Origin of the sequence: Amycolatopsis sp. NPDC051758 (assembly GCF_044453095.1) — a bacterium.
In the GTDB taxonomy this organism is placed as follows: domain Bacteria; phylum Actinomycetota; class Actinomycetes; order Mycobacteriales; family Pseudonocardiaceae; genus Amycolatopsis.
This window is the reverse complement of record NZ_JBITCJ010000001.1, coordinates 1,465,622-1,490,629: the sequence shown is the minus strand read 5'-3', so window position 1 is coordinate 1,490,629 and position 25,008 is coordinate 1,465,622. Positions and strand designations below refer to the sequence as shown.

At 70.4% G+C, this 25,008-nt stretch carries 25 protein-coding genes; 14 read left to right on the top strand and 11 right to left on the bottom strand.

Features of this window, described 5'->3' with window-relative positions; translation table 11 throughout:
* Positions 1-145: 145 nt before the first annotated feature.
* Positions 146-784, bottom strand: a complete 639-nt coding sequence (locus tag ACIA5G_RS07770) for an HNH endonuclease family protein (protein WP_395921402.1) — start codon at positions 782-784, stop codon at positions 146-148.
* A gap of 140 nt (positions 785-924) precedes the next feature.
* Positions 925-1,605 (bottom strand): hypothetical protein, encoded by a 681-nt coding sequence (locus ACIA5G_RS07765; RefSeq protein WP_395921401.1) that lies wholly within the window; start codon positions 1,603-1,605, stop codon positions 925-927.
* A gap of 77 nt (positions 1,606-1,682) precedes the next feature.
* Here ACIA5G_RS07765 and ACIA5G_RS07760 point away from each other — a divergent pair, with 77 nt between their 5' ends.
* Entirely contained in the window at positions 1,683-2,969 is a 1,287-nt protein-coding gene (locus ACIA5G_RS07760; RefSeq protein WP_395921400.1) for an adenylosuccinate synthase, read from the top strand.
* On the opposite strand, the gene ACIA5G_RS07755 is transcribed toward ACIA5G_RS07760, so the two are convergent.
* Positions 2,966-3,463 (bottom strand): OsmC family protein, encoded by a 498-nt coding sequence (locus ACIA5G_RS07755; RefSeq protein WP_395921399.1) that lies wholly within the window; start codon positions 3,461-3,463, stop codon positions 2,966-2,968. The two genes, ACIA5G_RS07760 and ACIA5G_RS07755, sit on opposite strands and share 4 nt — an antisense overlap.
* A 645-nt stretch (positions 3,464-4,108) precedes the next feature.
* On the opposite strand from ACIA5G_RS07755, the gene ACIA5G_RS07750 reads away from it, so the two are divergent.
* Positions 4,109-5,011: a TIGR03564 family F420-dependent LLM class oxidoreductase gene (locus tag ACIA5G_RS07750; RefSeq protein ID WP_395921397.1), complete on the top strand. Its 903-nt coding sequence runs from the start codon at positions 4,109-4,111 to the stop codon at positions 5,009-5,011.
* On the opposite strand, the gene ACIA5G_RS07745 is transcribed toward ACIA5G_RS07750, so the two are convergent.
* Positions 4,992-6,626: a Na+/H+ antiporter gene (locus ACIA5G_RS07745; RefSeq protein WP_395921396.1), complete on the bottom strand. Its 1,635-nt coding sequence runs from the start codon at positions 6,624-6,626 to the stop codon at positions 4,992-4,994. The two genes, ACIA5G_RS07750 and ACIA5G_RS07745, sit on opposite strands and share 20 nt — an antisense overlap.
* 149 nt (positions 6,627-6,775) lie before the next feature.
* Between ACIA5G_RS07745 and ACIA5G_RS07740 the strand changes: the two genes are divergently transcribed.
* On the top strand, positions 6,776-8,017 hold the full coding sequence (locus ACIA5G_RS07740; protein WP_395921394.1) for an MFS transporter: 1,242 nt from the start codon (positions 6,776-6,778) through the stop codon (positions 8,015-8,017).
* Positions 8,018-8,075: 58 nt separating this feature from the next.
* Here the strand turns inward: ACIA5G_RS07740 and ACIA5G_RS07735 are convergent, their stop codons facing one another.
* From ACIA5G_RS07735 to ACIA5G_RS07725, 3 genes are all read right to left on the bottom strand, one after another.
* On the bottom strand, positions 8,076-9,614 hold the full coding sequence (locus ACIA5G_RS07735; protein WP_395921393.1) for an amino acid permease: 1,539 nt from the start codon (positions 9,612-9,614) through the stop codon (positions 8,076-8,078).
* Positions 9,615-9,685: 71 nt separating this feature from the next.
* A complete protein-coding gene (locus ACIA5G_RS07730; RefSeq protein WP_395921392.1) occupies positions 9,686-10,609 on the bottom strand; it encodes a serine hydrolase domain-containing protein in 924 nt (307 codons plus the stop codon).
* 40 nt (positions 10,610-10,649) lie between these two features.
* Complete coding sequence (locus ACIA5G_RS07725) at positions 10,650-11,645, bottom strand: glycerophosphodiester phosphodiesterase (protein ID WP_395921390.1); 996 nt, start codon at positions 11,643-11,645, stop codon at positions 10,650-10,652.
* A 326-nt stretch (positions 11,646-11,971) separates the two neighbouring features.
* Here ACIA5G_RS07725 and purD point away from each other — a divergent pair, with 326 nt between their 5' ends.
* The 5 genes from purD (at position 11,972) to ACIA5G_RS07700 (ending at position 16,696) form a co-directional block, all read left to right on the top strand.
* The gene (gene purD, locus ACIA5G_RS07720) at positions 11,972-13,246 is read left to right on the top strand and encodes a phosphoribosylamine--glycine ligase (protein WP_395921388.1); all 1,275 of its coding nucleotides are present in this window, start codon (positions 11,972-11,974) and stop codon (positions 13,244-13,246) included.
* A 123-nt stretch (positions 13,247-13,369) separates the two neighbouring features.
* Complete coding sequence (locus ACIA5G_RS07715; protein WP_395921387.1) at positions 13,370-13,750, top strand: hypothetical protein; 381 nt, start codon at positions 13,370-13,372, stop codon at positions 13,748-13,750.
* Between the two features lie 25 nt (positions 13,751-13,775).
* A complete protein-coding gene (locus tag ACIA5G_RS07710) occupies positions 13,776-14,342 on the top strand; it encodes a DUF3558 domain-containing protein (RefSeq protein ID WP_395921945.1) in 567 nt (188 codons plus the stop codon).
* 9 nt (positions 14,343-14,351) lie between these two features.
* The gene (locus ACIA5G_RS07705) at positions 14,352-15,935 is read left to right on the top strand and encodes a hypothetical protein (protein WP_395921386.1); all 1,584 of its coding nucleotides are present in this window, start codon (positions 14,352-14,354) and stop codon (positions 15,933-15,935) included.
* 2 nt (positions 15,936-15,937) lie between these two features.
* The gene (locus tag ACIA5G_RS07700; protein ID WP_395921384.1) at positions 15,938-16,696 is read left to right on the top strand and encodes an ESX secretion-associated protein EspG; all 759 of its coding nucleotides are present in this window, start codon (positions 15,938-15,940) and stop codon (positions 16,694-16,696) included.
* A gap of 1 nt (position 16,697) precedes the next feature.
* Here the strand turns inward: ACIA5G_RS07700 and ACIA5G_RS07695 are convergent, their stop codons facing one another.
* Positions 16,698-18,581, bottom strand: a complete 1,884-nt coding sequence (locus tag ACIA5G_RS07695) for a serine/threonine-protein kinase (RefSeq protein ID WP_395921383.1) — start codon at positions 18,579-18,581, stop codon at positions 16,698-16,700.
* A gap of 177 nt (positions 18,582-18,758) precedes the next feature.
* Between ACIA5G_RS07695 and ACIA5G_RS07690 the strand changes: the two genes are divergently transcribed.
* The 4 genes from ACIA5G_RS07690 to ACIA5G_RS07675 all read left to right on the top strand — a co-directional run bounded on the left by ACIA5G_RS07690 (position 18,759) and on the right by ACIA5G_RS07675 (position 21,775).
* A complete protein-coding gene (locus ACIA5G_RS07690) occupies positions 18,759-19,076 on the top strand; it encodes a hypothetical protein (protein WP_395921381.1) in 318 nt (105 codons plus the stop codon).
* A 58-nt stretch (positions 19,077-19,134) separates the two neighbouring features.
* Positions 19,135-20,262: a transglycosylase SLT domain-containing protein gene (locus ACIA5G_RS07685; RefSeq protein ID WP_395921943.1), complete on the top strand. Its 1,128-nt coding sequence runs from the start codon at positions 19,135-19,137 to the stop codon at positions 20,260-20,262.
* Between the two features lie 32 nt (positions 20,263-20,294).
* Positions 20,295-21,473 (top strand): pyridoxal phosphate-dependent aminotransferase, encoded by a 1,179-nt coding sequence (locus ACIA5G_RS07680; RefSeq protein WP_395921379.1) that lies wholly within the window; start codon positions 20,295-20,297, stop codon positions 21,471-21,473.
* A 110-nt stretch (positions 21,474-21,583) separates the two neighbouring features.
* Entirely contained in the window at positions 21,584-21,775 is a 192-nt protein-coding gene (locus ACIA5G_RS07675; RefSeq protein WP_395921377.1) for a hypothetical protein, read from the top strand.
* 101 nt (positions 21,776-21,876) lie between these two features.
* On the opposite strand, the gene ACIA5G_RS07670 is transcribed toward ACIA5G_RS07675, so the two are convergent.
* The 3 genes from ACIA5G_RS07670 to ACIA5G_RS07660 are packed head-to-tail and all read right to left on the bottom strand — an operon-like array spanning position 21,877 to position 23,652.
* Positions 21,877-22,113, bottom strand: a complete 237-nt coding sequence (locus ACIA5G_RS07670; protein ID WP_395921375.1) for an SAM-dependent methyltransferase — start codon at positions 22,111-22,113, stop codon at positions 21,877-21,879.
* Positions 22,034-22,612: an HAD family hydrolase gene (locus ACIA5G_RS07665; RefSeq protein WP_395921941.1), complete on the bottom strand. Its 579-nt coding sequence runs from the start codon at positions 22,610-22,612 to the stop codon at positions 22,034-22,036. The genes ACIA5G_RS07670 and ACIA5G_RS07665 overlap by 80 nt, the downstream gene beginning before the upstream one ends.
* Before the next feature lie 17 nt (positions 22,613-22,629).
* Positions 22,630-23,652, bottom strand: a complete 1,023-nt coding sequence (locus ACIA5G_RS07660) for a threonine aldolase family protein (RefSeq protein WP_395921373.1) — start codon at positions 23,650-23,652, stop codon at positions 22,630-22,632.
* Between the two features lie 135 nt (positions 23,653-23,787).
* On the opposite strand from ACIA5G_RS07660, the gene ACIA5G_RS07655 reads away from it, so the two are divergent.
* Together ACIA5G_RS07655 and ACIA5G_RS07650 are read left to right on the top strand one after the other, a co-directional pair.
* Positions 23,788-24,297, top strand: a complete 510-nt coding sequence (locus ACIA5G_RS07655) for a SigE family RNA polymerase sigma factor (RefSeq protein WP_395921372.1) — start codon at positions 23,788-23,790, stop codon at positions 24,295-24,297.
* Positions 24,290-25,006 (top strand): hypothetical protein, encoded by a 717-nt coding sequence (locus ACIA5G_RS07650; RefSeq protein WP_395921371.1) that lies wholly within the window; start codon positions 24,290-24,292, stop codon positions 25,004-25,006. Before ACIA5G_RS07655 ends, ACIA5G_RS07650 begins: the two co-directional genes overlap by 8 nt.
* Positions 25,007-25,008: the final 2 nt, after the last annotated feature.

Genomic DNA, 25,008 nt, shown 5'->3' with positions numbered 1-25,008 from the left:
CTAGTTCCGCACTTGAGGCCGTCCCACAGAGCGAACCGGGGTCCCAACCCCTGACACCGCAACAATTCCCTCTTGACTTGCCGTCAAGGCCGCCTTACGGGCGTCAGACGCCCGTAAGGCGGCCTCAACGGCATTTGGCGAGGGGTCAGCAGCGGCCGAGCATGTCCGTCAGGGCCGTCTTCTCCGCGGAGTTGATCGTCAGCTTGAACTTGTACTTCACCGCGGTCCACATCTTCGCGTAGGTGCACCAGTAGCTGGTCAGCGGCGGCTTCCACTGGTCGGGCGACTTGTCACCCTTCTCCTGGTTGACGTTGTCCGTCACGGCGATCAGCTGCGGGTCGGTGAGATCGTTCGCGAAGGCCTGGCGCTGCGCGGTCGTCCACCCCGACGCGCCGGTGCGCCACGCGTCGGCCAGCGGCACGACGTGGTCGATGTCCACATCGGACGTCGCGGTCCAGGTCTCGCCGTCGTACGGGCTGAACCAGGAGCCGGACGTCGCCGCGCAGTCGGAGCCGGTCTGCACGTTCGTGCCGTCGCGCTTCAGCACCACTTCGCGGGTGTTGCAGCTGCTGCCCTGGTCGATCCAGTGCGGGAACTTGTCGCGGCTGTAGCCGGTCTGGGACCCGTCGGCCTTGACGGTCAGCGAGGCCAGCTCGGACTTCGCCGTCGTGGTCGACGGGATGCCCGGCGGGGTCGCCTCGGCGACGCTGACCAGCGTCCCGGAGAGCACCGCGGTGGCGGCAAGGACGGTCAAGGAATGACGAACAGCACGCCTGGTTGGCATATTGCTGCCTCCATGTCAGGTGTGGGGACAGCTAACCCTGATACACCGGAGTGGCGCATGCAACACGTATAGGTGACATGTTGCTGCCCGTTCGTGAACGCTGCGTTGCTGATCGTTCACTGCAGAGTGAAAATCGCTGGTCAGACGGCTCCACGAACCAGGCGAAGATCCTCGGTGTGCCGGTACCAGGTCCACTTGTTCACCGCGCGTTCGTGCACAACGTCGTCGCGAACCGGCCGGGTCGGGATGCAGCCGATCTGGAACGCGCGCGAGTACAGGGTGGTCGGCCGCTTGAAGATCGTCCCCTTCACGACCCGCACGGCCAGCCCCGGCCCGCCCGGGTCCGGCGTCACCTCGATCGACGCGGCGGCCCCGCGCAGTGCCACCTGCTCGTCGCAGTAGGCCACCCCGCGGACCAGCCGCAGCAGCCCGCGCCCGACGAGCACACCGCCGACGTCGTCGCGGATCAGCGGCACCGGGTCGACGTCGCCGCGCAACGCGAGCGCGAGCGCCTGCAGCGGCGTCTTCGGCAGTCCCCAGAGCGCGGCGACGGACGAGTCCGGCGACGACGGCACGAACCCGACCGACACGCCCGAGACCACGTCCTTTCGCAGCAGCCGCAGCACGACCGCGGCGAGATCCGCGTCCGTGCCGGACACCACCAGGTGATCGTGTTCGCCCAGCAAGGGGTCGATTTCCGCCTTGCCGGGACGGCTCGGCACCCGGATCGATTCGACGTCATCGACATCTTCGAAGCCCGCCGCGCCCTCGCCACAGGCGACCACTATTCCGCGCACCCGCGGGTCCTCCGTTACAGTCATGCACCGGCATTTACCAGCGCCACCGGTGTCCGTCCGGGACACTAAACCTCACGTCGTCGAACACCTTGGAGTGTCACATGCCGGCCATCGTGCTCATCGGTGCCCAATGGGGGGACGAAGGCAAGGGCAAGGCCACCGACCTGATGGGTGACCGGGTCCAGTGGGTCGTCCGCTACCAGGGTGGCAACAACGCCGGGCACACCGTGGTGCTGCCGAACGGCGAGAACTTCGCCCTGCACCTCATCCCGTCCGGCATCCTCACCCCGGGCGTGACCAACGTCATCGGCAACGGTGTGGTCGTCGACCCGGGTGTGCTGCTCGACGAGCTGTCGGGCCTCGAAGCGCGGGACGTCGACACGTCCAAGCTGCTGATCTCGGCCGACGCGCACTTGATCATGCCGTATCACGTGGCGATCGACAAAGTCACCGAGCGCTACCTCGGCAGCCGCAAGATCGGCACCACCGGCCGCGGCATCGGGCCCTGCTACCAGGACAAGATCGCCCGCGTCGGCGTCCGCGTGCAGGACCTGCTCGACGAGAAGATCTTCCGACAGAAGGTCGAAGCCGCCCTGGAGTTCAAGAACCAGGTGCTGGTGAAGGTCTACAACCGCAAGGCCCTCGACACGAACGAGGTCGCCGACGAGGTGCTCGCGGCGGGCGAGAAGTTCGCGCACCGCATCGCCGACACGCGGCTGCAGCTCAACCAGGCCCTCGAGCGCGGCGAAACCGTGCTGCTGGAGGGCTCACAGGGCACGCTGCTCGACGTCGACCACGGCACCTACCCGTTCGTGACGTCGTCGAACCCGACGTCCGGCGGCGCGAGCGCGGGTTCGGGCATCGGCCCGGGCCGGATCACCACGGTCCTCGGCATCCTGAAGGCGTACACCACCCGCGTCGGCTCCGGCCCGTTCCCGACCGAGCTGCACGACGAGTCCGGCGAGTACCTGCGCAAGCAGGGCGGCGAGTTCGGCGTCACGACGGGCCGTTCGCGCCGCACGGGCTGGTTCGACGCGGTGATCGCGCGCTACGCGGTCCGCGTCAACGGCATCACGGACTACTTCCTCACCAAGCTGGACGTGCTGTCCGGGCTGGAGAAGGTGCCGGTGTGCGTCGGGTACGAGGTCGACGGCTTCCGCACGCAGGACATGCCGATGACCCAGACCGACGTCCACCACGCGATCCCGATCTACGAAGAGCACCCGGGCTGGTTCGAGGACATCTCGGCGTGCCGCACGTTCGAGGAGCTCCCGGCGAACGCGCGCGCGTACGTCGAGCGCCTCGAAGAGCTGTCAGGCGCCCGGATCTCGGCGATCGGCGTGGGTCCGGGCCGCGAGCAGACGATCGTCCGGCACCAGTTCGTCTAGGTCAGTTTGGTGCTGACCGGCGTCTCGTTGCGGAACAGGTCGAGCACCGGGCAGTGCTCGTCGACCTCACGCTTGAGGTCTTCGTAGCGCTCCCGGCTCGCCGGCCCTTCGAGTTCGACGGACACCCGCACGTCCCCGAAGCCGGGGCGCGTGTTGAAGGAGAAGCCGAAGAAGCCGTGGAGGTCGAGGTCACCGTCAACGGTGACCTTGACCGAGTCCAGCGGAATCCCGCGCTTCGCCGCCCAGAACTGGTACGTGATCACCTGGCACGACCCGAGCGCGGCGAGCGCGAACTCGACCGGGTTCGCGGCCTGGTCGGCCCCACCGAGCGCCGGCGGCTCGTCAACGGTGAACTCGTGGCCCCGCACCTTGACGGCAACCTCGGTTTTTGTACCGGGCTTCAGGGTGTGGTCAACACTGAAGGAGACGGCGGCGTTGTGCGGGTCGGCGTCGACGGCCCGGCGGGTGCCTTCGATGACGTCGGTCAGCGACATGGGTTCTCCTGGAGATCGTGATCGGGATCTCGCCCAGAGTGGGCGAGATCGGCAGGCTTCGCTCGGGTTCTCACGCGCTGGGAGTGCCGGTGTCCCGAGATGCGGAAGCGCTTGCGGCGGCCGGCGAAGCGCGGATCATGAGTGCGGTGGTGTGTCCGTTTGCGGGTCGGCGCCCTGCCCGGGCTCGGCTTGCCGGCTCGAGGTCAGAGCGCTCGGTTCCGCCGGTAGCGCGGGGCCACCAATGGAAGATCCTGGACGCTCGACGTCCCGAATCCTCCATCGCCTCGACCTTGCCGCCGATGGTCTTGGCCGCCGCCCGCCCCAGGACGCGCCCCGCCCTTCCCTGGGGGCCGGTCCCGCTTCCAGCGTATCGGTGCTGGGGGCCGAAAACCGGTGCCGCCGAAATCTGTGGACAGCGCCGGCAGATGTGGACAACTCCGCGGCCGCGCGCCGGACGGCACCGGAAACTGTCGTGCCGCAATGCTAGGACCGCGCCAGCCGCACCGATGCGCTGGGACTGCATGTCAGCCGCGCTTAGGCGCTGGAACCGCACGCCACCGCAGTGCTAGTACCGCGCGCCGCCGAAGCGCGTTCTCAATTCCTGGGAAGCCGGAAATCGGTGGCGGCCGCCGCTAGCTTGAACTCATGACCATCGGAGTCACGCTCCCCTCGGGCGACACCGGGTCCGCGCCGAACCTCGTCGACGAGCTCATCACCCAAACCCGCCAAGCCGCCGACGCCGGCCTGAAATCCGTCTGGTTCTCCCAGCTCCCCCTCAGCCAGGACGCCATCACCGTCGCCGCGCTGGCCGGGCGCGAAGTCCCCGGTATCGAGGTCGGCACCTCCGTCGTGCCCACCTACCCGCGCCACCCGTTCCTCGTCGCGAGCGCGGCGCAGACCGCGCAAGCCGCCACCGGCGGGCGCTTCACCCTCGGCATCGGGCTCGGCTCGAAGGGCTTCCTCGGTCCCGTCTACGGCATCGACTACCCGCCACCGATCCGGCACCTGCGCGAGTACCTGACCGTGCTGAAGCAGGTCTTCGCCGGAGAAGCCGTCGACTTCGAGGGCGAGACCGTGACCGCGAAGGCACCGGGACCGTCCACTGTGGGCGGTGACGTCCCGGTGATCGTCGCCGCGATGGGGCCGCAGGCGCTGCGGGTCACCGATGAGCTGGCCGACGGGACCCTGCCCTTCCTCGCCGGGCCGAGAGCGCTTTCCGAACAGATCGTTCCGCACCTGAGCGAGGGCAAGCGGATCCTCGCCGCCATCCCGGCCATCGTGACCGACGAACCCGACGCCGTCCGCGCCATCGCCGTTGAACAGATGGGTTTCTACGCGCAGATCCCGTCGTATCGACGGATTCTCGAGGCCGAAGGCGTTGATCATCCGGCGGACCTGGCGATCATCGGGGACGAGAAGACCGTCATCGCGGGGATCCAGCGCTACTACGACGCGGGCGCCACCGACGTCCTCGTCTCGCAGGCCGGCATCCGGTCCAGCGAAGAGCGGCTGAGGACCTGGGAGGTGATCAGCTCATTCGGTTCGTGAGGGACGCCGACACCGACAACTCCTCCAGGTCCAGCTCGCGCAGCACCTTCCGCAGGATCTCGTCGTCGAGCCGGCCCGCGCGGTTCTCCTCGAGCATCGCCGCCCGTTGGGTGATCAGGAGCTCCCGCCGCGCCTTCGCGAACTGCGCCTGCGGGCTGCCGGAGCGTTCCTCGCCGGACAGCGTGATCGCCGCCTTGGCGAAGCGGTAGCGCGTGTCGACCAGCCGTTCCAGCCGCTCCTTCAGCCGTTCGACCTTCTCGGGTGGCAGGTCCAGCGACGCGAGCCGGTCGCGGCTGATCTCGCGCAGCCGTTCGTGCGCCGCCTTCTGCGTGACCTCCCGCGCGGCCAGCTCCTCCGCCTCGTCGCGTGAGGCCTCCGACGGGTCCTGCACCTTCAAGACCCGGATCAGCGGCGGCAGCGTCAGGCCCTGGATCAGCACCGTCCCGATCGCGACGGCGAACGCGAACAGCTGGATCTCCTCGCGCCCGGGTGTGCCTGCGGGGACACCGGCCGCCGCGGCGAGGGTGACCACGCCGCGCATGCCGGTCCACGACAGCACCGTGAGCGTCCGCCACGGCGGCGCCGCGCGCCCGCGGCCGAACAGCCGGAACGCGCGTGGCAGGAACGCGAAGGCGAACACCGCCGGGATCCGCACCAGCATCGTCACCAGCAGCACGACCACCGCGACCAGGGCCAGGGTGCCGTTGTCGCGCGCCGCGTGCTGGGCGCCGTCGAGCACGAACGGCAGCTGCAGCCCCATCAGCGCGAACACCAGCGCCTCCAGCAGGACGTCGATCGACGCCCAGACGGATCTGTCCTGCATGCGTGTCGCGGGTGACGCGTATAGCGAGCGCGCCCCGAGGTAGAGACCCGCGGCGACCACGGCGAGCACACCGGACCCGCTGAACTCCGCGCCGAACGGGTGCAGGTGCTCGGCGAGGACGTACGCGCCGAACGGCACGATGATGCCGAACGCCGACTCGAGCAGCGGGTCGTCGAGCAGTCGCCGGATCAGCACCACCACCGCGCCGATCGCCAGGCCGACCGCGATGCCCAGCACCGTCGCCACCCCGAACACGGCGAACCCGTGCCCGGCCGAGCCGGCGGTGCCCGCGACCGCGGCCAGCGCGACCTTGTACAGCGTCAGCGCGGCGGCGTCGTTGACCAGGCTTTCCCCGGTGAGCACGGTCATCACCCGCCGCGGCAGGCCGAGTTTCCGCCCGATCGCCACCGCCGTCACCGCGTCCGGCGGCGCCACGACCGCGCCGAGGACCAGCGCGGAGGCGAACGGCACGTCCGGCAGCAGCAGGTGCACCACGAGGGCGACGACCACCGCGGTCACCGCGACCAGCACCACGCCGAGCGCGACGATCGGCCGCAGGCTCTTCTTGAAGTGCGCCAACGAGCTCTCGAGCGACGTCGAGTAGAGCAACGGCGGCAGCACGACCGTGAGGACCAGCTCCGGCTCCAGCTCGAACCGCGGCACCCCCGGGATCAGCGCGACCCCCAGCGCGACGACCACGACCAGCAGCGGCGCGGACAGGTTGTACCGCCGGGCGAACGCGGTCAGCGCCAGTGATCCGGCGAGCACGCCCATCAGCGTCAGGATCTCCACGTGCGTGATCTTTGCGCAGGTGGCGGCCGTGCGCCCGGCTTCCGTTCAGTGGAAGTGACCTGGATTACGGCCAGGACGCTGTGCATACTTGTTCGCACTACGCACACCTGTGCGGATCACGTGCACCGACGCACAACCGGAGGTTCCCCATGTCCCCTGGCGCCCGCTCCTGGGTCGTGCCCCTGGCCTGGACCGCCGTCCTGCTCGACGGGTTCGACCTGGTCGTGCTCGGCTCCGTGCTGCCCGTGCTGCTCCGCGACCACGTCTGGGGCCTGACGCCCGGCACGGCGTCGGTCGTGTCGACGTTCGGGCTGGCCGGGATGATGCTGGGCGGGCTGGCGATCGGCACCATCACCGACGTCATCGGCCGCCGGAAGTCGCTGATCATTTCCGTGACGCTGTTCTCGCTCTGCACGCTGTTGTGCGCCTTCGCGCCGTCGACGTTCGTCTTCGGCCTGCTGCGCTTCGTCGCCGGCCTCGGCCTCGGTGGCTGCCTGCCGACGGCGATCACGCTGGTCACCGAATACGCGCGCCGCGGCAAGGCCGGCAGTGCGACCACCACCGTGATGACGGGTTACCACGTCGGCGCGGTGCTGACGGCGCTGCTCGGCATCGTGCTGATCGCGCCGCTGGGCTGGCGCGCGATGTTCGTCGCCGGCGCGCTCCCGGCCGTCGTGCTGATCCCGCTGATGCTGAAGTTCCTGCCGGAGTCCGAGTCGTTCCAGCAGGTCCGCGAGACCGAGCGCTCGGCCGGGCACGCGGTCGCCGGCCTGTTCCGCGGCGGGCTGCTGCGCGCGACGATCGCGTTCTGGGTGACGTCGTTCATGGGCCTGCTGCTGGTCTACGGCCTCAACACCTGGCTGCCGGAGATCATGCGCCAGGCCGGCTACCCGCTCGGCGCCGCGCTGAGCCTGCTGCTGACGCTGAACGTCGGCGGCATCGTCGGCCTGCTCGTCGCGGGCCGGGTCGCCGACCGCGTCGGCATCCGCCCGTCGGCCATCGTGTGGTTCTGCGCGGGCGCGGTGTTCCTCGCGCTGCTGAGCGTGCGGCTTCCCTCCGTCGGGCTGTACGCGGCGGTGTTCCTGACCGGCTGCTTCGTGTTCAGCGCCCAGGTGCTGGTGTACGCCTACATCGGCCGGATCTACCCGGCGGCGATCCGCGCGACCGGCCTCGGCTGGTCCGCCGGCATCGGCCGGATCGGCGCGATCTCCGGCCCGCTCCTCGGCGGCGCGCTGCTGACGGCCGGAATCGCGTACCCGTGGGGCTTCTACGCGTTCGCCGGGGTCGGCGCGCTGGGCGCGGCCGCGGTCACGGTCGTCCGCCCGGGCCGCCAGTCACCACCGGCCGAGACCTCGGCGCCCGCCGCGGAGACCCGGGAAGCCACTGCCTGAAAGCCGTGAATGGCACATCGAGGGACTCAGAGCCCCTCGATGTGCCATTCACGGACCGTCAGCCGAGTTCCTTCAGTTCCTTTTCGACCGCGGCGAGTTCGGCTTCCGAACCCTGCACCTTCGGGCCCTTGAACCACTTGTGCGCCGAGATCACCCACCACAGCGCCGCGCCGCCGAGCACCACGAGGAACGCGATCGGCGTGTAGTTGAAGGAGTCCACCGTCACCGGCGACACCTGCGGCAGCATGAACAGCACGAAGATCAGCACGACCCAGGTCGTCGCGATGATGCCGACCGGCTTGCCCCACCGGCCGAGGTGCCACGGCCCGCGTTCGAACTCGTCACCGAGGCGGACGCGCAGGAACACCGGGATCACGTACGCCACGTACAGCCCCACCACGGCGATCGACGTCACCGCCGCGTAAGCCGTCGCGCTCCACAGGTACGGCAGGGCCAGGATCAGCGCGCCGCCCGCGCCCAGCCAGACGGCGTTGGTCGGGGTCTGCGTCCGCTTGTTGATCTTGTGCCAGAACTTCGAGCCCGGGATCGCGCCGTCGCGGGCGAACGCGTAGATCATCCGCGAGTTCGCCGTCACCGAAGCCATGCCGCAGAACAACTGCGCGCCGATGCAGATCAGCAGCAGGAACTTGCCGGTGACCGCGCCGGTGGCGTCGATGAAGATCTGCGCGGGCGGGACGCCGGTGGCCGAGCCGACCGCGCCGTCGTAGTCCTGGATCGCGAACGTCAGGCCGATCAGCAGGATCCAGCCCGCGACGAGCGAGACCACGATCGACATGACGATGCCGCGCGGGCCCGCCTTCGCCGCGCTTTTCGTCTCCTCGGTCATGTGCGCCGACGCGTCGTACCCGGTCAGCGTGTACTGCGCCACCAAAAGCCCCAGCGCGAAGACGTAGAACGCCGAGCCCCAGCCCGTCTGGTTCACAAAACTGCCGAAGACGAAGGACGCGTCCTGGTGCTTGGCCGGCACGAAGATCAGCACCCCGACGATCACGAGCACGCCGATGAGGTGCCACCACACACTGACGTTGTTGAGGATCGCCACGATCCGGACGCCGAAGGTGTTCAGCAGGCCGTGCACCACGAGGATGATCGCGAGCAGCAGGATCGTGTGCCCCGGTGTCGCGGTGAAGCCCCACTGCAGGTCGAGGAACGCGTTGAGGAACAGGGCCGCGCCGAAGTCGATGCCCGCGGTGACCGCGATCTGCCCGATGAGGTTGAACCAGCCGGTGAACCACGACCACGCGGCGCCGTTCTTCCGCGCCAGCCGCGCCGCCCAGTAGTAGAGCCCGCCCGCGGTCGGGTAGCTCGAGCAGACCTCGGCCATGCCGAGCCCGACCAGGACGACGAAGATCCCGACCAGTGGCCAGCCCCAGATCATCGCGGCCGGCCCGCCGGTCTTCATGCCGAAGCCGTAGAGCGTCAGGCAGCCGGAAAGGATCGAGATGATGGTGAACGAGACGGCGAAGTTGGAGAACGCCGACATCGTCCGCTTGAGCTCCTGCGCGTAGCCGAGTTGGTGCAGTCGTGCGGAGTCGTCATCGTGGTCGGGAGTGGTCTGCTGGTCGGAGACATCCATCGGGCACCTCTTGAAAGGTATGCGGCCAGACCATTGAGTTCGCCGAAGTTAGCCCTGGTGGGCGAGGGGTGTCAAGGCTTCGTCAGGAACTCGTCCAGCTGCTTGAGCAGCGGCCCGCCGCCGCGGTGGTCGTTCGAGATCAGCGTCGCGGTGACACCGCCGGAGTGCGTGCTCCGGAACGTGACGCCGTGGTCGCCGCCTTCGAGCCGGACGGCGCCGGGCCACGGCAGCCAGAAGCCGAGGCCGTAACCGTCCGCGTGCGGGCGCAGCATCCGCTCGACCCACTCGGCGGGCACGATCCGGCCGCCGAGGAACGCGGGCCAGAACTTCCGGAAGTCCGGCGCGCTGCTGTAGATCCCGCCGTCGCCGAACCCGACGACCGGCAGGCTGAACACGTTGGTGCGGCCGTCTTCCAGGTAGCCGGTGGCGGTCCGGCCGGGCAGCGCGTCCGAACGGAGGAACGCCGTGTCGGTCAGCCCGGCGGGTTCGCAGACGCGCTCGCGCACGAGGTCGGGGAAAGGCCGGCCCGCGATCCGTTCGGCGAGCAGGCCGAGGACGGCGAACGCGCCGTTGTTGTACCGGAACTCCGTGCCGGGCAAGGATCTCTGCGGATACCCGTCGAGCGCGGCGAGGTAGTCGGCGGAGGTGGCGAGCAGCGGGGTCGGCGGTGGGTCCGCCTCTTCGTCGCAGTAGTCGCCGATGCCCGAGGTGTGCGTCAGCAGGTGCTCGATCGTCACGGCGTCGTTGATCAGCGGCAGGTCGTCGCCGAGGACGTCCCGGGCGCGGGTGCCGAGCGAAAGCCGTCCCTCGGCGATCAGCCCGACGACGACCAGCGCGGTGAACCCCTTGGTGCCGCTGGCGATCGCGAACCGGGTGCCGACGGTGTTCTCGACGCGGTAGCCGAGGTGCGCGTACCCGCGCGCCTCGGAAACCAGCGTCTCGTCACCGCGGCTCACGAGCACAACTCCGGAGAACGACGTGAGGGGCACCTTCATGGACGAAGAGTCCCTGAAGGTGCCCCTCACGGCAAAGCGATTACCGGCCCAGGAACGCGTGCAGCGACTCCAGCGCGGTGTCGGCCTGGTCGGCGAAGAAGCCGTCGACGCCGGCCTCGAGGAACGCCGCCTCCTCGGTGAAGACGTCACCGTAGGCGTCCGGCTCCGCCGAGGAGCGCAGGTTCGCCGGCAGGAACGGGTTCTCGTTCCGGAACGTGTACGGCTGCACCTTCAGGCCCGCCTTGTGCGCGTCGGCGACGATGGCGGACGGCTTCGTCAGGTTCCCGGCCGCGTCCAGGGGGATGATCTGGCTCTTGTCCGGCCCGAGGTACTTCGCGTACTTCGCGACCTCACGCAGGCCCTGCGGCGTGACGATGTCCTTGTACGTCCGCGGGTCGCCCTTCGCGACGAAGTCCGCCGGAGCGCCCGAAGCCGACGTCAGCTGCAGCAGCGGCGTCCGGACCTGCTTGTGCAGCGCGACCAGGTTCGACACCTCGAACGACTGGATGATCGCCGGCGCGTCCGGCCGGTCGAGGCCGTTCTTCTTGAGGGCGGCGACCAGCTTCGGCTCGGTCGGGTTGCCGATCGACTGGAAGAACGTCGAGTGCTTGACCTCGGGGTAGGTGCCGAGCGTCCGGTGCAGCTCCTTGCCGAGCCGCTTGGTCAGGTCGAGCACCTCCTGGAAGGTGGCGATCTGGTAGCGCCCGTTGTACAGCGTGTTGTGCGGCCGGTTCTGCGGGATCCGCTCGACCGCGCGCAGCGTCTTCAGCTCGGCCAGCGTGAAGTCCTGGGTGAACCAGCCGGTCGTCGCGACGCCGTCGATCGTCAGCGTCTTCTTGCGGTCCGCGAACTCCGGGTGCTTCGAGACGTCGGTGGTCCCGCCGATCTCCGGCTCGTGCCGGGCGACGAGCTGGCCGTCCTTGGTCGGCACGAGGTCGACGTCGACCCAGTTCACGCCCATCCGGTACGCGAGTTCGTACGAGGCGAGGGTGTGCTCCGGCCGGTAACCGGGCGCGCCGCGGTGTCCGATGATCACGGGGTCATCGTGGCCCCGTCCGTGCGCGGCCGTTTCGGCGGACCCCCCGCTTTCGGAGGACACTGTGGCCGCGTTCGCCGACCCGATCGCGACGCCGGTGACGCTCAGCAACGCCAAGCTGGCCAGTGTCAGAACACCGACACGTTTGCGCTTCATCTGGTGACCTCTTTTCACACAGGGTTGACCCTGACTACCCCGCAACCCTCATGGCCGCAAGCGTCCGACGGACGTATCCGGGCGGGCCCGGCGGTGAACGGAGCGTGGACTCCTCCACCCGAGGGACGGCGAAATGTCCGCCGTGAACCCCGCCGGATACGCTGTGCGGCGTGCGCGTACTGGTAATCGGCTCCGGCGCCCGTGAGCATGCACTCGTCCTCGCGGCGTCCGGCGACCCCACGGTCACCGCCCTGGCCTGCGCGCCCGGCAACGCCGGGACGGCCGCCATGGCCGAGCAGCTCGGCGTCGAAGCGGCCGACCCGGAAGCGGTCGCGACGCTCGCGAAGAGCTGGCAGGCCGACCTGGTGGTGGTAGGGCCCGAGGTCCCGCTCGTCGCCGGGGTCGCCGACGCCGTCCGCAAAGCGGGCATCGCCTGCTTCGGCCCGTCGGCCGCGGCGGCCCGCATCGAAGGCTCGAAGGCGTTCGCGAAGGACGTCATGGCCGCGGCGAACGTGCCCACCGCGCGCAGCGAGGTGGTCGACAACCCGGCCCGCCTCGACGCCGCGCTCGCCCGCTTCGGCCCGACCTGGGTGGTCAAGGACGACGGCCTCGCCGCCGGCAAGGGCGTCGTCGTCACGACCGACTACGACGTCGCGCGCAAACACGCCATCATGCTGCTCGACGGGGGCCACCCGGTGCTGCTGGAGTCCTTTTTGGACGGACCGGAAGCGTCCCTGTTCTGCTTCGTCGACGGCCACACGGTCGTGCCGCTGCTGCCCGCGCAGGACTTCAAGCGCGTCGGTGACGACGACGCCGGCCCGAACACCGGCGGTATGGGCGCCTACGCGCCGCTGCCCTGGGCGCCCGGCAACCTGGTCGACGAGCTGGTCGAGAAGGTCGTCCAGCCGGTCGCCGACGAGCTGGTCGCGCGCGACGCGTCGTTCTCCGGCCTGCTCTACGCCGGGCTCGCACTGACGTCCGAGGGCCCGCAGGTCATCGAGTTCAACTGCCGCTTCGGCGACCCGGAGACCCAGGTCGTGCTGGCGCTGCTGCGCACCCCGATCGCCGGGCTGATGCACGCCACCGCCATCGGCAAGCTCGCCGAGCACCCGCCGCTGGAGTGGTCCGGCGGTGCCGCGGTCACCGTCGTGGTCGCGGCCGACGGCTACCCGGGCAAGCCGCGCACCGGCGACGTCATCACCGGGGCCGAGATCGAAGGTGTCCTGCACGCCGGCACGCGCCGTCGTGACGACGGCGCGGTCGTCTCCTCCGGCGGGCGGGTGCTGTCGGTCGTCGGCACCGGCAAGACGCTCAAGTCGGCGCGCAAGCACGCGTACGAAACCGTCGAGAAGGTGCACCTCGCGGGCTCGCACCACCGCACCGACATCGCGTTGAAGGCGGCAAACGGCGAGGTCAGCGCCCCGACGGCAAAACAACGCGCCTGAATTCACGGATCGGGGGAACCGGCGGGCGGCGAACTTCGTCCAAACTAAGGCTGCCGCCACACACTCGTTGGTAGCCTCGACGGGAGTCGGCCGGTCACTGTCCGTATGACGTCAGGGGAGCGCATGTCAGGACCCTCGTACGACCTCACCTCGGCCGTCCCGGTGGCGCCGGCGGCCGCGGACGTCCTGGTCCACCCGGACAAGCTCCTGGACGTCGCCCGGATCGTCGAAGAGCAGACCAACGCCCTCGAAGACCAGCTGCTGACCCGGCTCGGCGAGCTGCGGATCGACGCGCCGTCCGCCGACGTGGTCAGCACCCAGTCGATCGAGGCCTGGAACTCCGTGATCGCCGACGGCGACCGCTCCTACGCCGGCCAGGTCCGCGAGTACGTCGCGGGTCTCAAGCGCCTCGTCTCGCAGTTGCGGGAAGCCGCGAAGGACTACAAGGTCAGCGAAGAAGAGAAGGCGGCAGTGTTCGGTGACCGCGGCAAGCACGGTGCGTAACCGGAGGTTGCGGATCACCGGAGGCGTGCTCGCGACGGCGGCGCTCGCCGGCTGCTCGGCGGGCACCGACGGCACCCCCTACCCGATCGAGACGGCCGCGACCGCGGCGTCGCAGAGCGCCAAGGCGGCCCAGCTGCCCCAGCGCCCGGCCGAGCTGACCCTGCAGGGGGTCAACCTGTGTGAGGTGTTCCCGCAGGTGGAGCTCGACTCGCTGAAGATCACCAGCGCCCCGCGGGAAGCTCCGCCGCAGGACGGCCCCACCTGCGTGTTCGACGCCGACGGCGCCGAGCCGGTGCACTCGTACCACGTGCGGGCGGTGTCGGCGGACCTCGACCAGTGGATCACCGGCGCCCGCAAGAAGAACAGCATGACGACCGAGCCGAAGACCATCGGCGGTTACCCGGCGCTGACGAACTACCGCGCGGCCGGCGACCCCGCCGACTGCGAGACGCTCGTCGGTGTCGCCCGTGGCCAGACCCTGGCCGTCCAGACGTTCGCCATCACCCGCGGCAAGCTCACTCAGCCGCAGCTGTGCGACATGTCGGTGCACGCCGCCGACGTTGCGCTGCAGTCCTTGAAAGCACGCAACTAGGGAGGGCGCGTGGAATTCTCCGAGCTCGCGGCCGGGATCCAGAACCACCGCTTCGACGGCTGGACCAACACCGCGATCGCCGACCAGATCACGCGGATGGTCAACGGCGACGGCACCGGCAGCATCGGCACGGCTGTCGACGCGCTGAAAGCCGTCGCGACCGCGCTCGCCCACACCGACCAGACGCTGCGGGCCCAGCTGCTCAAGCTGGGTGTCGAGTGGCAGAGCCAGGCCGGCGGCGCGGCGAGCCAGGTGCTCACCGAGCAGGCCGGGTTCTCCCAGGACGCCACGACCAAGGTCGCGCACGCCGCGGAGATGGTCTTCGAACAGGGTGAGGCGTTCAACCGCACCAAGTACAAGCTCCCGGACGCCGAAACGGTGCGGAAGGGCGCGGGCGGCTACAGCCTCACCGACGGCCTGCTGCTCAGCCTGATCGGCTTCGAGACCGACCACGCGCGCCAGGTCGAGGCCGCCAACAACGCCAAGGCGCAGGCGACGCAGGCGCTGAACGAGTACGCGCAGGACAGCGGCACCAACCTGCTCTCGACGCAGTCGCTGTCCGACCCCGAGTCGCTGAAGCTGGCCGCGCCGGGGGTGACGCCGGGGGTGCTCGACGTCGCCGCCGCGTCGGTCGCGGTGACGCCGGACGGCGAGGTGAAGCCGGCTTCGGACAAGGTCCGGTCGGTCCGGGTCGAACCGCCGGTGGTGCAGCCGGTGTCGCACCAGGTCCACGCCGACACGCCCACGCCCGTTTACGGCGTCGCGGCGCAGCAGCCGTCCCGGCCCGCTCAGCAGCCGCGGCAGACCGGCTCGGTGACCGCTCCGGCCGCCCAGCACACCTCGCCTTCGGGCTCGACCACTCCGTCCGGCGTCAAGCCGCCGACGTCGCAACCCGGCCCCGGCTGGGTCAACACCCCGGGCCGCGGCCCGTCCGGTGACCCCTCGGGCGGTGGCCGGTTCACCCCCGGCCCAGCAGGTGGTGGCAGCGGTGACTCGTTCATCCCGCCGGGTGCGCCCGGCGCGCTGCCGCCCGGCTCGTCCCCGGCGACGTCGCCGATCAAGTCGCTCGGCGGCGGCAGTGCGTCCGGCGGCTCGACCGGTGTCGACAGCTCGCTCAGCGGCGCCAACCGCGGCGCCGACGGGCTGCTGGCCAAGGGCCGCACGGTCGGCTCGTTCCAGCAGGCCCCGCTCCCGCCCGGCCAGTTCACCGGCGAACGCGGCTTCGTGGTCAAGCCCGGTGTGTCGCCGGGTGAGATCGGCGCGGGCGCGGCGGCGGTCGGGGCCGGCGCGGCCGGTGGCGCGCTGAGCGGCGACAAGGAACGTCAGCGCCGCGAGAAGGGCCAGGCGAAGGGCCCGGTGCGGCCGCTGCCGGTCGGCGAGCTGCCCGAGGAGGAGGCCGCGGCGCTGCGGAAGTCGGAGCAGATCAGCCCGAAGCAGCAGCGTGGTGAGGCCAAGTTCCTGTCAGAGGCCGCGCCGCAGGAGGAGGACGCCGAGCACGTCCGCCGCTTCGGCGTCGACGACCAGGACCTGTTCGCCGACCAGCGGATGGTTTCGCCCGACGTGATCGGTGACCACGGCGGGGATGTGCGCTGACGGTGTCGCTCGTGCTGTCCGCCCTGGAGTTCGACGTGCTCTGGGAGTCCTTCGAACTACCTCGCCGGCACGTCGCGCTGGACGTGCCGAGTGCGGGAACCACCCGCTCCGAGCGGCGCGAGCTGATCGAATCGGCGTGGACGTCGCTCGCCGAGCGGCGGCTGGCCCGCAACCGCCGGGTGTCCGGCGAAGTGGCCGACATGCTGCACCTGCTGGCCCGCCCGCAGTCCGCCGTCGACGTCTGGGTGTGGGCCGAACGCGAGATCCGCGGCCGCGCGGTGAGCGTCCGCAGCCAGGCGGTGCTGGCCGTGGTCGACAACGGCGAGGTCTGGCTGATCCCGGCCACCGAGGACGGCTTGCCCGAGGCGGCGGTCTCGGTGGCGGGCGACCTGGGCCCGGGCATCGGCCAGACGGTCAGCATCCCGTACTCCGCGCTCCGCGAAGCCGACGCGGCGGCCAAGGGTGACCCGAAGGCGATGGTCACCGCGCTGGAGGATCGCGGCGTGGTCCTGTTCCAGGCCCAGGAGCTCTCGGGAATGCTGCTGGGCCAGGAGGCCCGCGGCCAGTTCGGCGCGGAGCGAACCGGCCGCGACGGCATCGCCCACCGGGCGAACCGCGTGGTGGCGTTCTTCGACACGGACGCGGGCCGCTACCTGTTCCAGGTCCAGACCGACCGCGACGGCCGCGAGTGGGCCACCGTCACCCCGGCCGACAACACCCTGCTGGCGACCCGGATCCGCGAGCTGATCGCGGAAGCCTGAGCTACTTCACCGGCGGCAGCCGGGACATCACCTCGCCGACGAACTTTTCGGCTGCCGCGCAGATGCCCGTGGTGTCCGGCGGCTGGGGGTCGGGGGTGAAGACGAGGCTGAACTCCTCGGTGAGGTACGAATCGACCTTCCGGTGCGTCCAGGTGATCGTGCAGCGGCGAGTTCCCCCGTCGCGGTTGTCGAGCTGCTCGTAGGCCTTCGTGCCGGCCAGGTCGACCGCGCGCTGGCCGTCGACGCTGAGGTCCTGGCCGGTTCCGCTGAGCAGGCCGAGGATGTACGAGCCGGTTCCGTCGATCAGCCACTGGCACTCGTGCAGCTCGGTGTTCAGGTACCCGGCCGTGGCCCCCGCCGGGTCGGTGGGGCTGCCGACCTCGCGGCACAGGTCCAGGGCGACCGCCGAGCCCGCCGCGCTCGGGAACCGCTCGGCCGTTCCCCCGGCGATCTCCTTCAGGATCACCGAAATCGCCTCTCGGGGGGTCTCGCACGCATCACCGGCCGGGCGTTGCGCGGTGGCCGTGATCGACTTGTCCGGCGCGGTCGGGATCTTGAAGGCCGCGTCGCAGGAGCTGCCGTGTTTCTTGAAGAACACGTCGTGGCCGTCCACGCGGGCCGGGCTGACCCCGTCCAGCGGAAGGGGGTTGTAGAGGCTGAGGTCCACAGTGGTGCTGCGGGTCCGGTCCGCCGTCTCGTCGAAGGAAAGGGAGCACTGGTCGAGCAGGCCCCCGCTGCGGTCGGCCGGTTTGACCGGGCCGGTGCCCGGCATCGAGTCGCGCGGCAGGAGCTTGCACGGATCGATCTGCCGCAGATCGGCGGGGCTGAAGGGAGCCGGCCTGGGCGGGCCGGCCGGCGAGGGCGAAGCTCCGGCCCCCGATCGGTCCTGGTTCGCCACGACGACGGCCACCGTCGCCCCGATGGCCACCACCACGGCGACGGCGGCCGCCACGAGCGGCCAGCGTCGCCTCTTCGCCGCTTTCGGCGGTGGCGGTTGCGGGAGCGCCAGCACCTGACCGACCTGCGCCTGCTGGCCACCGATCAGGGCGTGGACGGCCGGCGGCCACGGTGTCACCCCGGGCGGGACCAGGCCGAGGAAGTCGAGGATCTGCGCCGGCGCCGGCCGGTGCGCCGGGTCCTTCGCCAGGCACGGCTCGATCAGCTGCCGCAGTTCCGGCGGCAGGGCGCCGAGGTCCGGGCGGCCGTGGACGACGTTGTAGAGCACCTGCGGGGTCGATCCACCGCCGAACGGCGCCCGGCCCGTCGCGGCCATCACGAGCAGTGCGCCCAGGGAGAAGACGTCACTCGCCGGGGTGACGGTCCGGCCGTCGGCCTGCTCGGGGGACATGAAACCGGGTGAGCCGATGATCGAGCCGGTGTGCGTCAGTTCGGAATCACCTTCGGCCGCGCGGGCGATGCCGAAGTCGATCACCCGGGCGCCGTCGTCGGTGAGCAGGACGTTGCTCGGCTTGAGGTCCCGGTGGACCACACCGGCCCGGTGGATTTCGGTGAGCGCCGACGCGAGCCCGACGGCGAGGATCCGCACGGACGCCGGCGGCAGCGGGCCCGCCTCCTCGACGGCTTCCTTCAGCGAGGGGCCGGCGACGAACACCGAAGCCAGCCACGGCGTCGGCGCGTCCGGGTCCGCGTCCATGACCGCCGCGGTGTAGGCGCCCGAGACCAGCCGCGAGGTCTGCACTTCCCGGCGGAACCGGGACCGGAACCCGGTGTCGTGCGCGAAGCCCGGGTGCACCTGCTTGACGGCCACGAGCCGGCCGTCGGGCGACACCCCCAGCAGCACCCGGCCCATGCCGCCTTCACCGAGCGCCGCGACCAGGCGGTACCGCCCGACATGGCGTGGTTCGTCCGGGTTCAGTGGTTTCATGATCGGTTTCCTCCCCGCCGGACATGCTACAAAGCGTGTCCGGCGCCCGCTGGGGTGGAAGTTGACGGACATCCGCACGCGCGAGCGGGGGGAAGTCATAAAGTAAGCGCGGGAACCGTTCCGGTCATGACCACGTCTGATCGGGCGGATGCAAGTTTGCGAAGGGGATGACGAACCGTGCCTGTCTACGACCCGGACTCGATGGCCATCGCGGCACGCCAGGTGGAGCAGCTCAAGGACGAGTTCGAGAAGTCGAAGAAGCACCTGACCGGCGTCGACGAGGAGAAGGAAAGCCCCTTCGGCACCATGGGCGGTTCGCAGGACGTGCACGGCGCGGTCGGCGAGTTCAAGCAGGGCGTGCACACCGAATTCGACGCGGCCGGAAAGCTGATGGAGGCGACCGGCTTCGTGTTGCGGAAAGCCGCCGGCCTGATCGCCGAAACCGACCAGGTCGGCGCGAGCGACCTCAAGCTGCACGAGCCCGGGAACCAGTGAGCGTGCACCGGACGGCCTCCGCGGGCCGGGATGACAAGGGGGCGGAATCGTGGCGGGGCTGATCGACTTCCCACCGAACTGGCCGGACATCGAGGCCAAGCAGAAGCAGGTCGACGGGATCAAGCCCGAGTCGATCGAAAAGGCGGCCCAGCAGTTCAAGACCGCCGCGACACAGGCCGGTGACCACAGCGCGGCGATGAAGTCGGCCACCGACTCGCTGTCCGCCGGTGTGTGGAAGGGCCCGGCCGCGGACGCGTTCGTCGGCTACGTCAAGCAGATCACCACCGCGGGCGACAAGGTGCAGACGCACCTCACCGACGTCGGCAACGACCTCAGCCGGCTTTCTTCACAGCTCGGTGACATCAAGCGCAATGTGCACGACGCGTTCGAGAGCGCCCGGACGGCGATCCAGGCGAGGATCGACACCGACACGCCGAAGGCTCAAGCCGCGATGAACGCCGAAGCGGAATACGCGCGCGGTGACCGGTCGGGCCCGCCGCCGCCTTCTTCGAAGGCGATCGTGGACGAGGCCAACAAGTTCAACCAGCAGCAGGCGACCACCGCGCTGGGCAAGATCGACCCCTTGATGAAAACGGCCGACGACCTCGTCAAGCAGTCCCAGACGCTGATGAAGACGCAGATCGAGGGCGGCTACTCGAAGGTGCCCCTGCCCACCAGCGACGGCACGGTTCCGCAGAGCACCGGCGGCATCCACAGCAACGGCGCCTCCCACCACGGCGGCGGTGGCGGAGGAGGCGGCGGTGGCGGAGGCGGTGGCGGTGGTGGCGGCCTCGGCCCCAGCGGCGGCCCGCCCTCCTCGCCGCCCCCGGGGAACGTCCAGCAGTGGATCCAGGAAGCCATGAAGGCCCTCCAGGCCGCGGGCATCCCGGTGACCGACGCGGACATCCCCAAGATCTGGGCGATCATCCAGCACGAGTCCGGCGGCAATCCCAACGCCATCAACAACTGGGACTCGAACGCGGCCGCGGGGCACCCGTCCAAGGGGCTCATGCAGTGCATCGACTCGACGTTCAACGCGCACAAGCTGCCCGGCCACGACAACATCTACAACCCGGTCGACAACATCATCGCCGGGGTGCAGTACTCGTTCGACCGGTACGGCAGCCTCGACAACGTGCCCGGCATCAAGGCCATGGCCCACGGCGGTGCGTACCGCGGTTACTGAGCGGCCCGGCGGCCAGGCACTAGCCTGGCCGCATGGTCGACCTCGGAGCCTTCGCCGGGCCCGCGCTGCGGGCCGGTGTGCCGCCCTTCCACGTCATGGACGTCCTTTCCGCGGCCGGCGCGCGGCAGCGCAGCCACGGTGACCTCGTGTCGCTCGCCGCCGGGCAACCGTCCGCGCCGGCGCCGAAGGCCGTGCTCGAGGCGGCCCGCGAAGCGCTGGGTAAAAGCACCCTCGGCTACACCGAGCAGCTCGGCATCCCCGAGCTGCGTGAAGCCGTCGCCGGGCACTACCGGAGCCGGTACGAGGTCGACGTCAGCGCGCAGGACGTCGTCATGACCACCGGTTCCTCCGGCGGTTTCCTGCTCGCCTTCCTCAGCGCCTTTGACCCCGGCGCGAAGGTCGCGATGGCCCGGCCCGGCTACCCGGCCTACCGCAACCTGCTCTCCGTCCTCGGCTGCGAAGTTGTCGAGTTCCCCACGAACGCCGACACGAACTTCCAGCCCACCGTCGGCCTGCTCGACGCGCTGGGCCCGATCGACGGCCTGATCGTCGCCAGCCCCAGCAACCCCACCGGCACCGTGCTGCCGCCCGGGGAGCTGGCCGCCATCACCGGCTGGTGCTCGTCGCACGGGGTGCAGCTGATCAGCGACGAGATCTACCACGGCATCTCCTACGGCGCCGAGCTCGACTGCGCGTGGCAGTACGGCCGTGAGCCGATCGTGCTGGGCAGCTTCTCGAAGTACTTCGCGATGACCGGCTGGCGGCTCGGCTGGATGCTCGTGCCGCAGCGCCTCCACCGCGCCGTCGACGTCCTGACCGGCAACTTCACCATCTGCCCACCCGCGGTTTCGCAGTACGCGGCGCTCGCGGCCTTCACCCCGGAGGCGTACGCGGAGGCCGACGCGCACGTCGAGCACTACCGCGCCAACCGCGACCGGCTCTTCGCCGGCCTGAAGCGCATCGGCCTCGACAAGCTCGCACCCGCCGACGGCGCCTTCTACGCCTACGCCGACGTCAGCGCGTACACCGAGGACAGCCTGAGCTGGTGCCAGCGGCTGCTCGCCGACACCGGGCTCGCGATCACCCCCGGAGTCGACTTCGACCCGGTCGACGGCGGCAAGTACGTCCGGTTCTCCTTCGCCGGCAGCGCGGCGGACATCAACGAAGGCGTCCGCCGGCTCGGTGGGTGGCTCCGCCAGGGGGAACCCTGATTCATCCCTGAACGTTGCTCTGGCGAGGGGAGTTTCACCGCCGGAGCTGACACAGTGGAGTCACCGGGCCGGTGAGGCCACGGCCACCAGCAACTTTCTCGGAGGAAGCCATGTTCTGGAAGATCGTCGGCGGCCTGATCGTCGCCTGGGTGGCGTTCATGGTGCTGGGCGCCGTGATCGGCTTCGTGTTCAAGGCCGTCCTGTGGATCGCCATCATCGGTGGCATCGTCTTCCTCGGCGCGGCCGGCTACCGGGCGATCAGCGGTGGCAAGAAGGACCCCCGGCGCATCAATCGCTACTGAGTCATCACGGGATCCGCGCCACGCCGCACAGTGACGTCCAGTTCACCGGCGTCAGCGGCGCCAGGCGCGGCCCGTCGTGCGGTAGAGCGTGTCGAGCCCGGTCATCGCCGGGCGGCCGGCGCGATCTCCAGGATCTCCCGCAGCACCACGCGGTCGACCTCGTAGTTGTCCTGCCCGCCCATCAGCGCGTCGAAGACGCGGGCGCTGCTCGGCCGGTCGAAGTCGACACGGGCCGACGGACGTGCGGTGCGGGTGAGCTCAGTCCAGCCAGGCGCGGGCCGCGTCGGCGCCGTTCCACACCTGCGCCTTGAGCCCGACGGCGCGGGCGCCGTCCACATTGGACTGCCGGTCATCGAAGAACAGGCAGTCGGCCGGCTCGGCGCCCAGCTCGTCGAGCAGGAGCCGGAAGATCTTCGCGTCCGGCTTCACACACCGGACGTCACCCGAGAACAGCGTCACGCGGAAGTGGCGCACCCACTCCTGCTCGCGGACCCATTCGCCGAACACCGACGGCGCGTTCGAGAGCAGCGCCAGCGACGCGCCCGCCTCGGAAAGGGCTTCGAGCAGCGCCTCCGACGACGGCTCCAGGTGCCCCCAGCCTTCGACGTCGACGCGGGTCAGCTCGGCCGACAGCGCTTCGTCGACCGATACGCCCAGCGCGTCGCCGACCGTCTGCCAGTACTCGAGCGGAGTGCTGCCGGCGTCGTAGGCGAGCCGGTAGTCCCAGTACGCCTGCTTGAACTCCGGCAGCGGCGCACCCAGCCGGGCGGCCATGCCCGGCAGGGCCGCGCTCGGCTTGCTGAGCACGTCGCCGTAGTCGAACACGATCCAGTTCACAGTGCCCCCAGGGCGCTTCACGCGCCGGACTTGATCCGGCGCAGGGTTTCTTCGATGTCGGCCGCGCTCAGGTCCCGGTGGGTGACGAACCGGACCCGGCCCGCCATCGGCCCGGTCCGGATGCCCAGCGAGTCGAGCCAGGTCAGCGCGGTCGGGACGTCGGGCACCTGGGCGAGCACGATGTTGGTGTCGGGGTTGTTGGTCGGCCAGCCGTGCTCACGCAGGCCTTCGGCGAGGCGCTGGGCGTTTTCGTGCGAGTCGGCCAGGTCGGGGATCCGGTCCAGCGCGACCAGGCAGGCCGCGGCCAGGACCCCGCCCTGCCGGACGCCGCCGCCGAGCATCTGCCGCATCCGGCGGGCCCGCTCGACGAACTCCTTGCTGCCCGCGACGACCGAGCCGACCGGCGCGCCGAGACCCTTGCTGAAGCAGGCCGACACGCTGTCGACGCCGACGGTCAGCGCGGCCGGCGGCACTTCCAGCGCGACCGCGGCCTGCCAGAGCCGGGCGCCGTCGAGGTGCACGGTCAGGCCGGCTTCCTTGGCGACGGACAGCAGCTGGGCGTGCTCGTCGGGCGGTGTCACCGCGCCCCCGGCGGCGTTGTGCGTGTTCTCCAGGCACAACAGAGATGTCCGTAAAGTGAAGTATGGCCCGGGTTGCCCGATCGCGGCTGCGAGGGCGTCCGGCGATGGGCGGCCCGGGCCCCCGTCGTGCTCCAGCGGATCCGGCATACCGCCGGCCAGCCACGCCGCCGAGCCCAGCTCGTTGGCCAGCACGTGCGCGCCGCGCGTGGCGAGGAACCGGTCGCCGCGCTGCAGGTGCAGGCTCAGCGCGATGAGGTTGGCCATCGTGCCGCTCGGCACCCACAGCGCCGCCGGCATGCCCAGCACGTGCGCGGCCCGCTCCTCCAGCGCCGCGACCGTCGGGTCGCGTTCGAGGACGTTGTCCCCGACCTCCGCGGACGCCATCGCCGCGCGCATCGTGTCATCCGGACGGGTGACGGTGTCGGAGCGGAAGTCCAGCGGCGCGGGCGTGAAGGTCACGGAGTGATCACATCACACCCACCTCCTGGGGATCAATGAGCCCCGGAGTGGTCGAACCCACTCGGTCCGTGCAACCGTGGACGCCCCTGATTCCGTCCTACCCACCGACGACAACAGAGCGGAGCACGACTGCGCGTGGACCAGCGCGACGAGCAGGAGTTCGCGGAGTACTTCGCCGCCAGGCGGGACGCCGTGCGCCGGACCGCGTACATGCTCTGCGGCGACTGGCACCGGGCGGACGACCTCGCGCAGACGGCGTTCGTCGCGTTGCACCGGAGGTGGAAGAAGATCAGGGATCGCGCGGCGACCGACGCGTACGTCCGCACGACGCTCGTCCGGGCGTCGATCGACGAATCGCGGCGTCCGTGGCGGCGTGAGTGGCAGACCGAGACGTTGCCGGAGCCGGCCGACGACACACCCGGCCTCGACGAGCTCGTCGCGACCAGGGAAGACCTGCTGGCGGCGCTGAAGGAAGTGCCGCCCAAGCAGCGCGCGGTGCTGGTCATGCGGTTCTTCGAAGGACTGGACGTGACCAGCGCGGCGAAGGCGCTGGGCTGCAGCGAAGGCAACGTGAAGAGCCAGACCGCCCGCGGGCTGGCCAATCTCAAGCAGGTGCTGGAACGGGAGGTGGAGACGAATGGATGAGCAGGAGCTGCGCTCGTTGTTCTCCGCCGCGCCCGGGGACGCGCCGTCGCCGACCTTCAGCCAGGACGACGTCGTCCGCGAATCCCGCCGCCAGACCGTGCGGCGCCGCAACCGGATCACGGCGGGGGTGAGCGCCGCGGCGCTCGTCGTCGTCGGCTTCGGTGCATACGGAGTGCTGTCCGGGGGTACCCCTCAGTCGTTGACGTCGGCCCAGGACAACGCCGCGCCGGCGCAATCCGGGCGGGGCTCGGGGCAACCCGGGGTGGACCCGGCACGTCCTCAAGTCGGTGGGGAGTCACCGAACTTCTCTTCTTCGCCGCCCCAGCAGGGGGGCAGCGGAGACGGGAAGACCGGCCAGCTGGCCGAAGGCGCCTCCGGGTGCGAACAGGTGGACGGGGAGCTCGCCATTGCCCTCGCTGGCGAGCTCCCCGTCCCCGTCGCCGTTTCCCGGGCTGCCCCGGGCGGCGCCTGTTCGACGGCGTCGCGGTCCGCGGGGTTCCCGGTCCCGGGCGGCGAAGTGGCCGCGGCGGTGTACCCCAAGGGCATTCCGGTGGTCTTCAAGTCCCAGCCGGCCGGCACCGTGACCGCGCAGGTGGCCACCGCTTCCGGCGGCTCGTTGCTGCTGGTCAGCGTTCCTTCCGCCGGAGCGACGGCGCCGTACGCGGGCCAGGTCGACCAGATTGCGCACGCTCTCGCGCCCCGCTTCTGAGC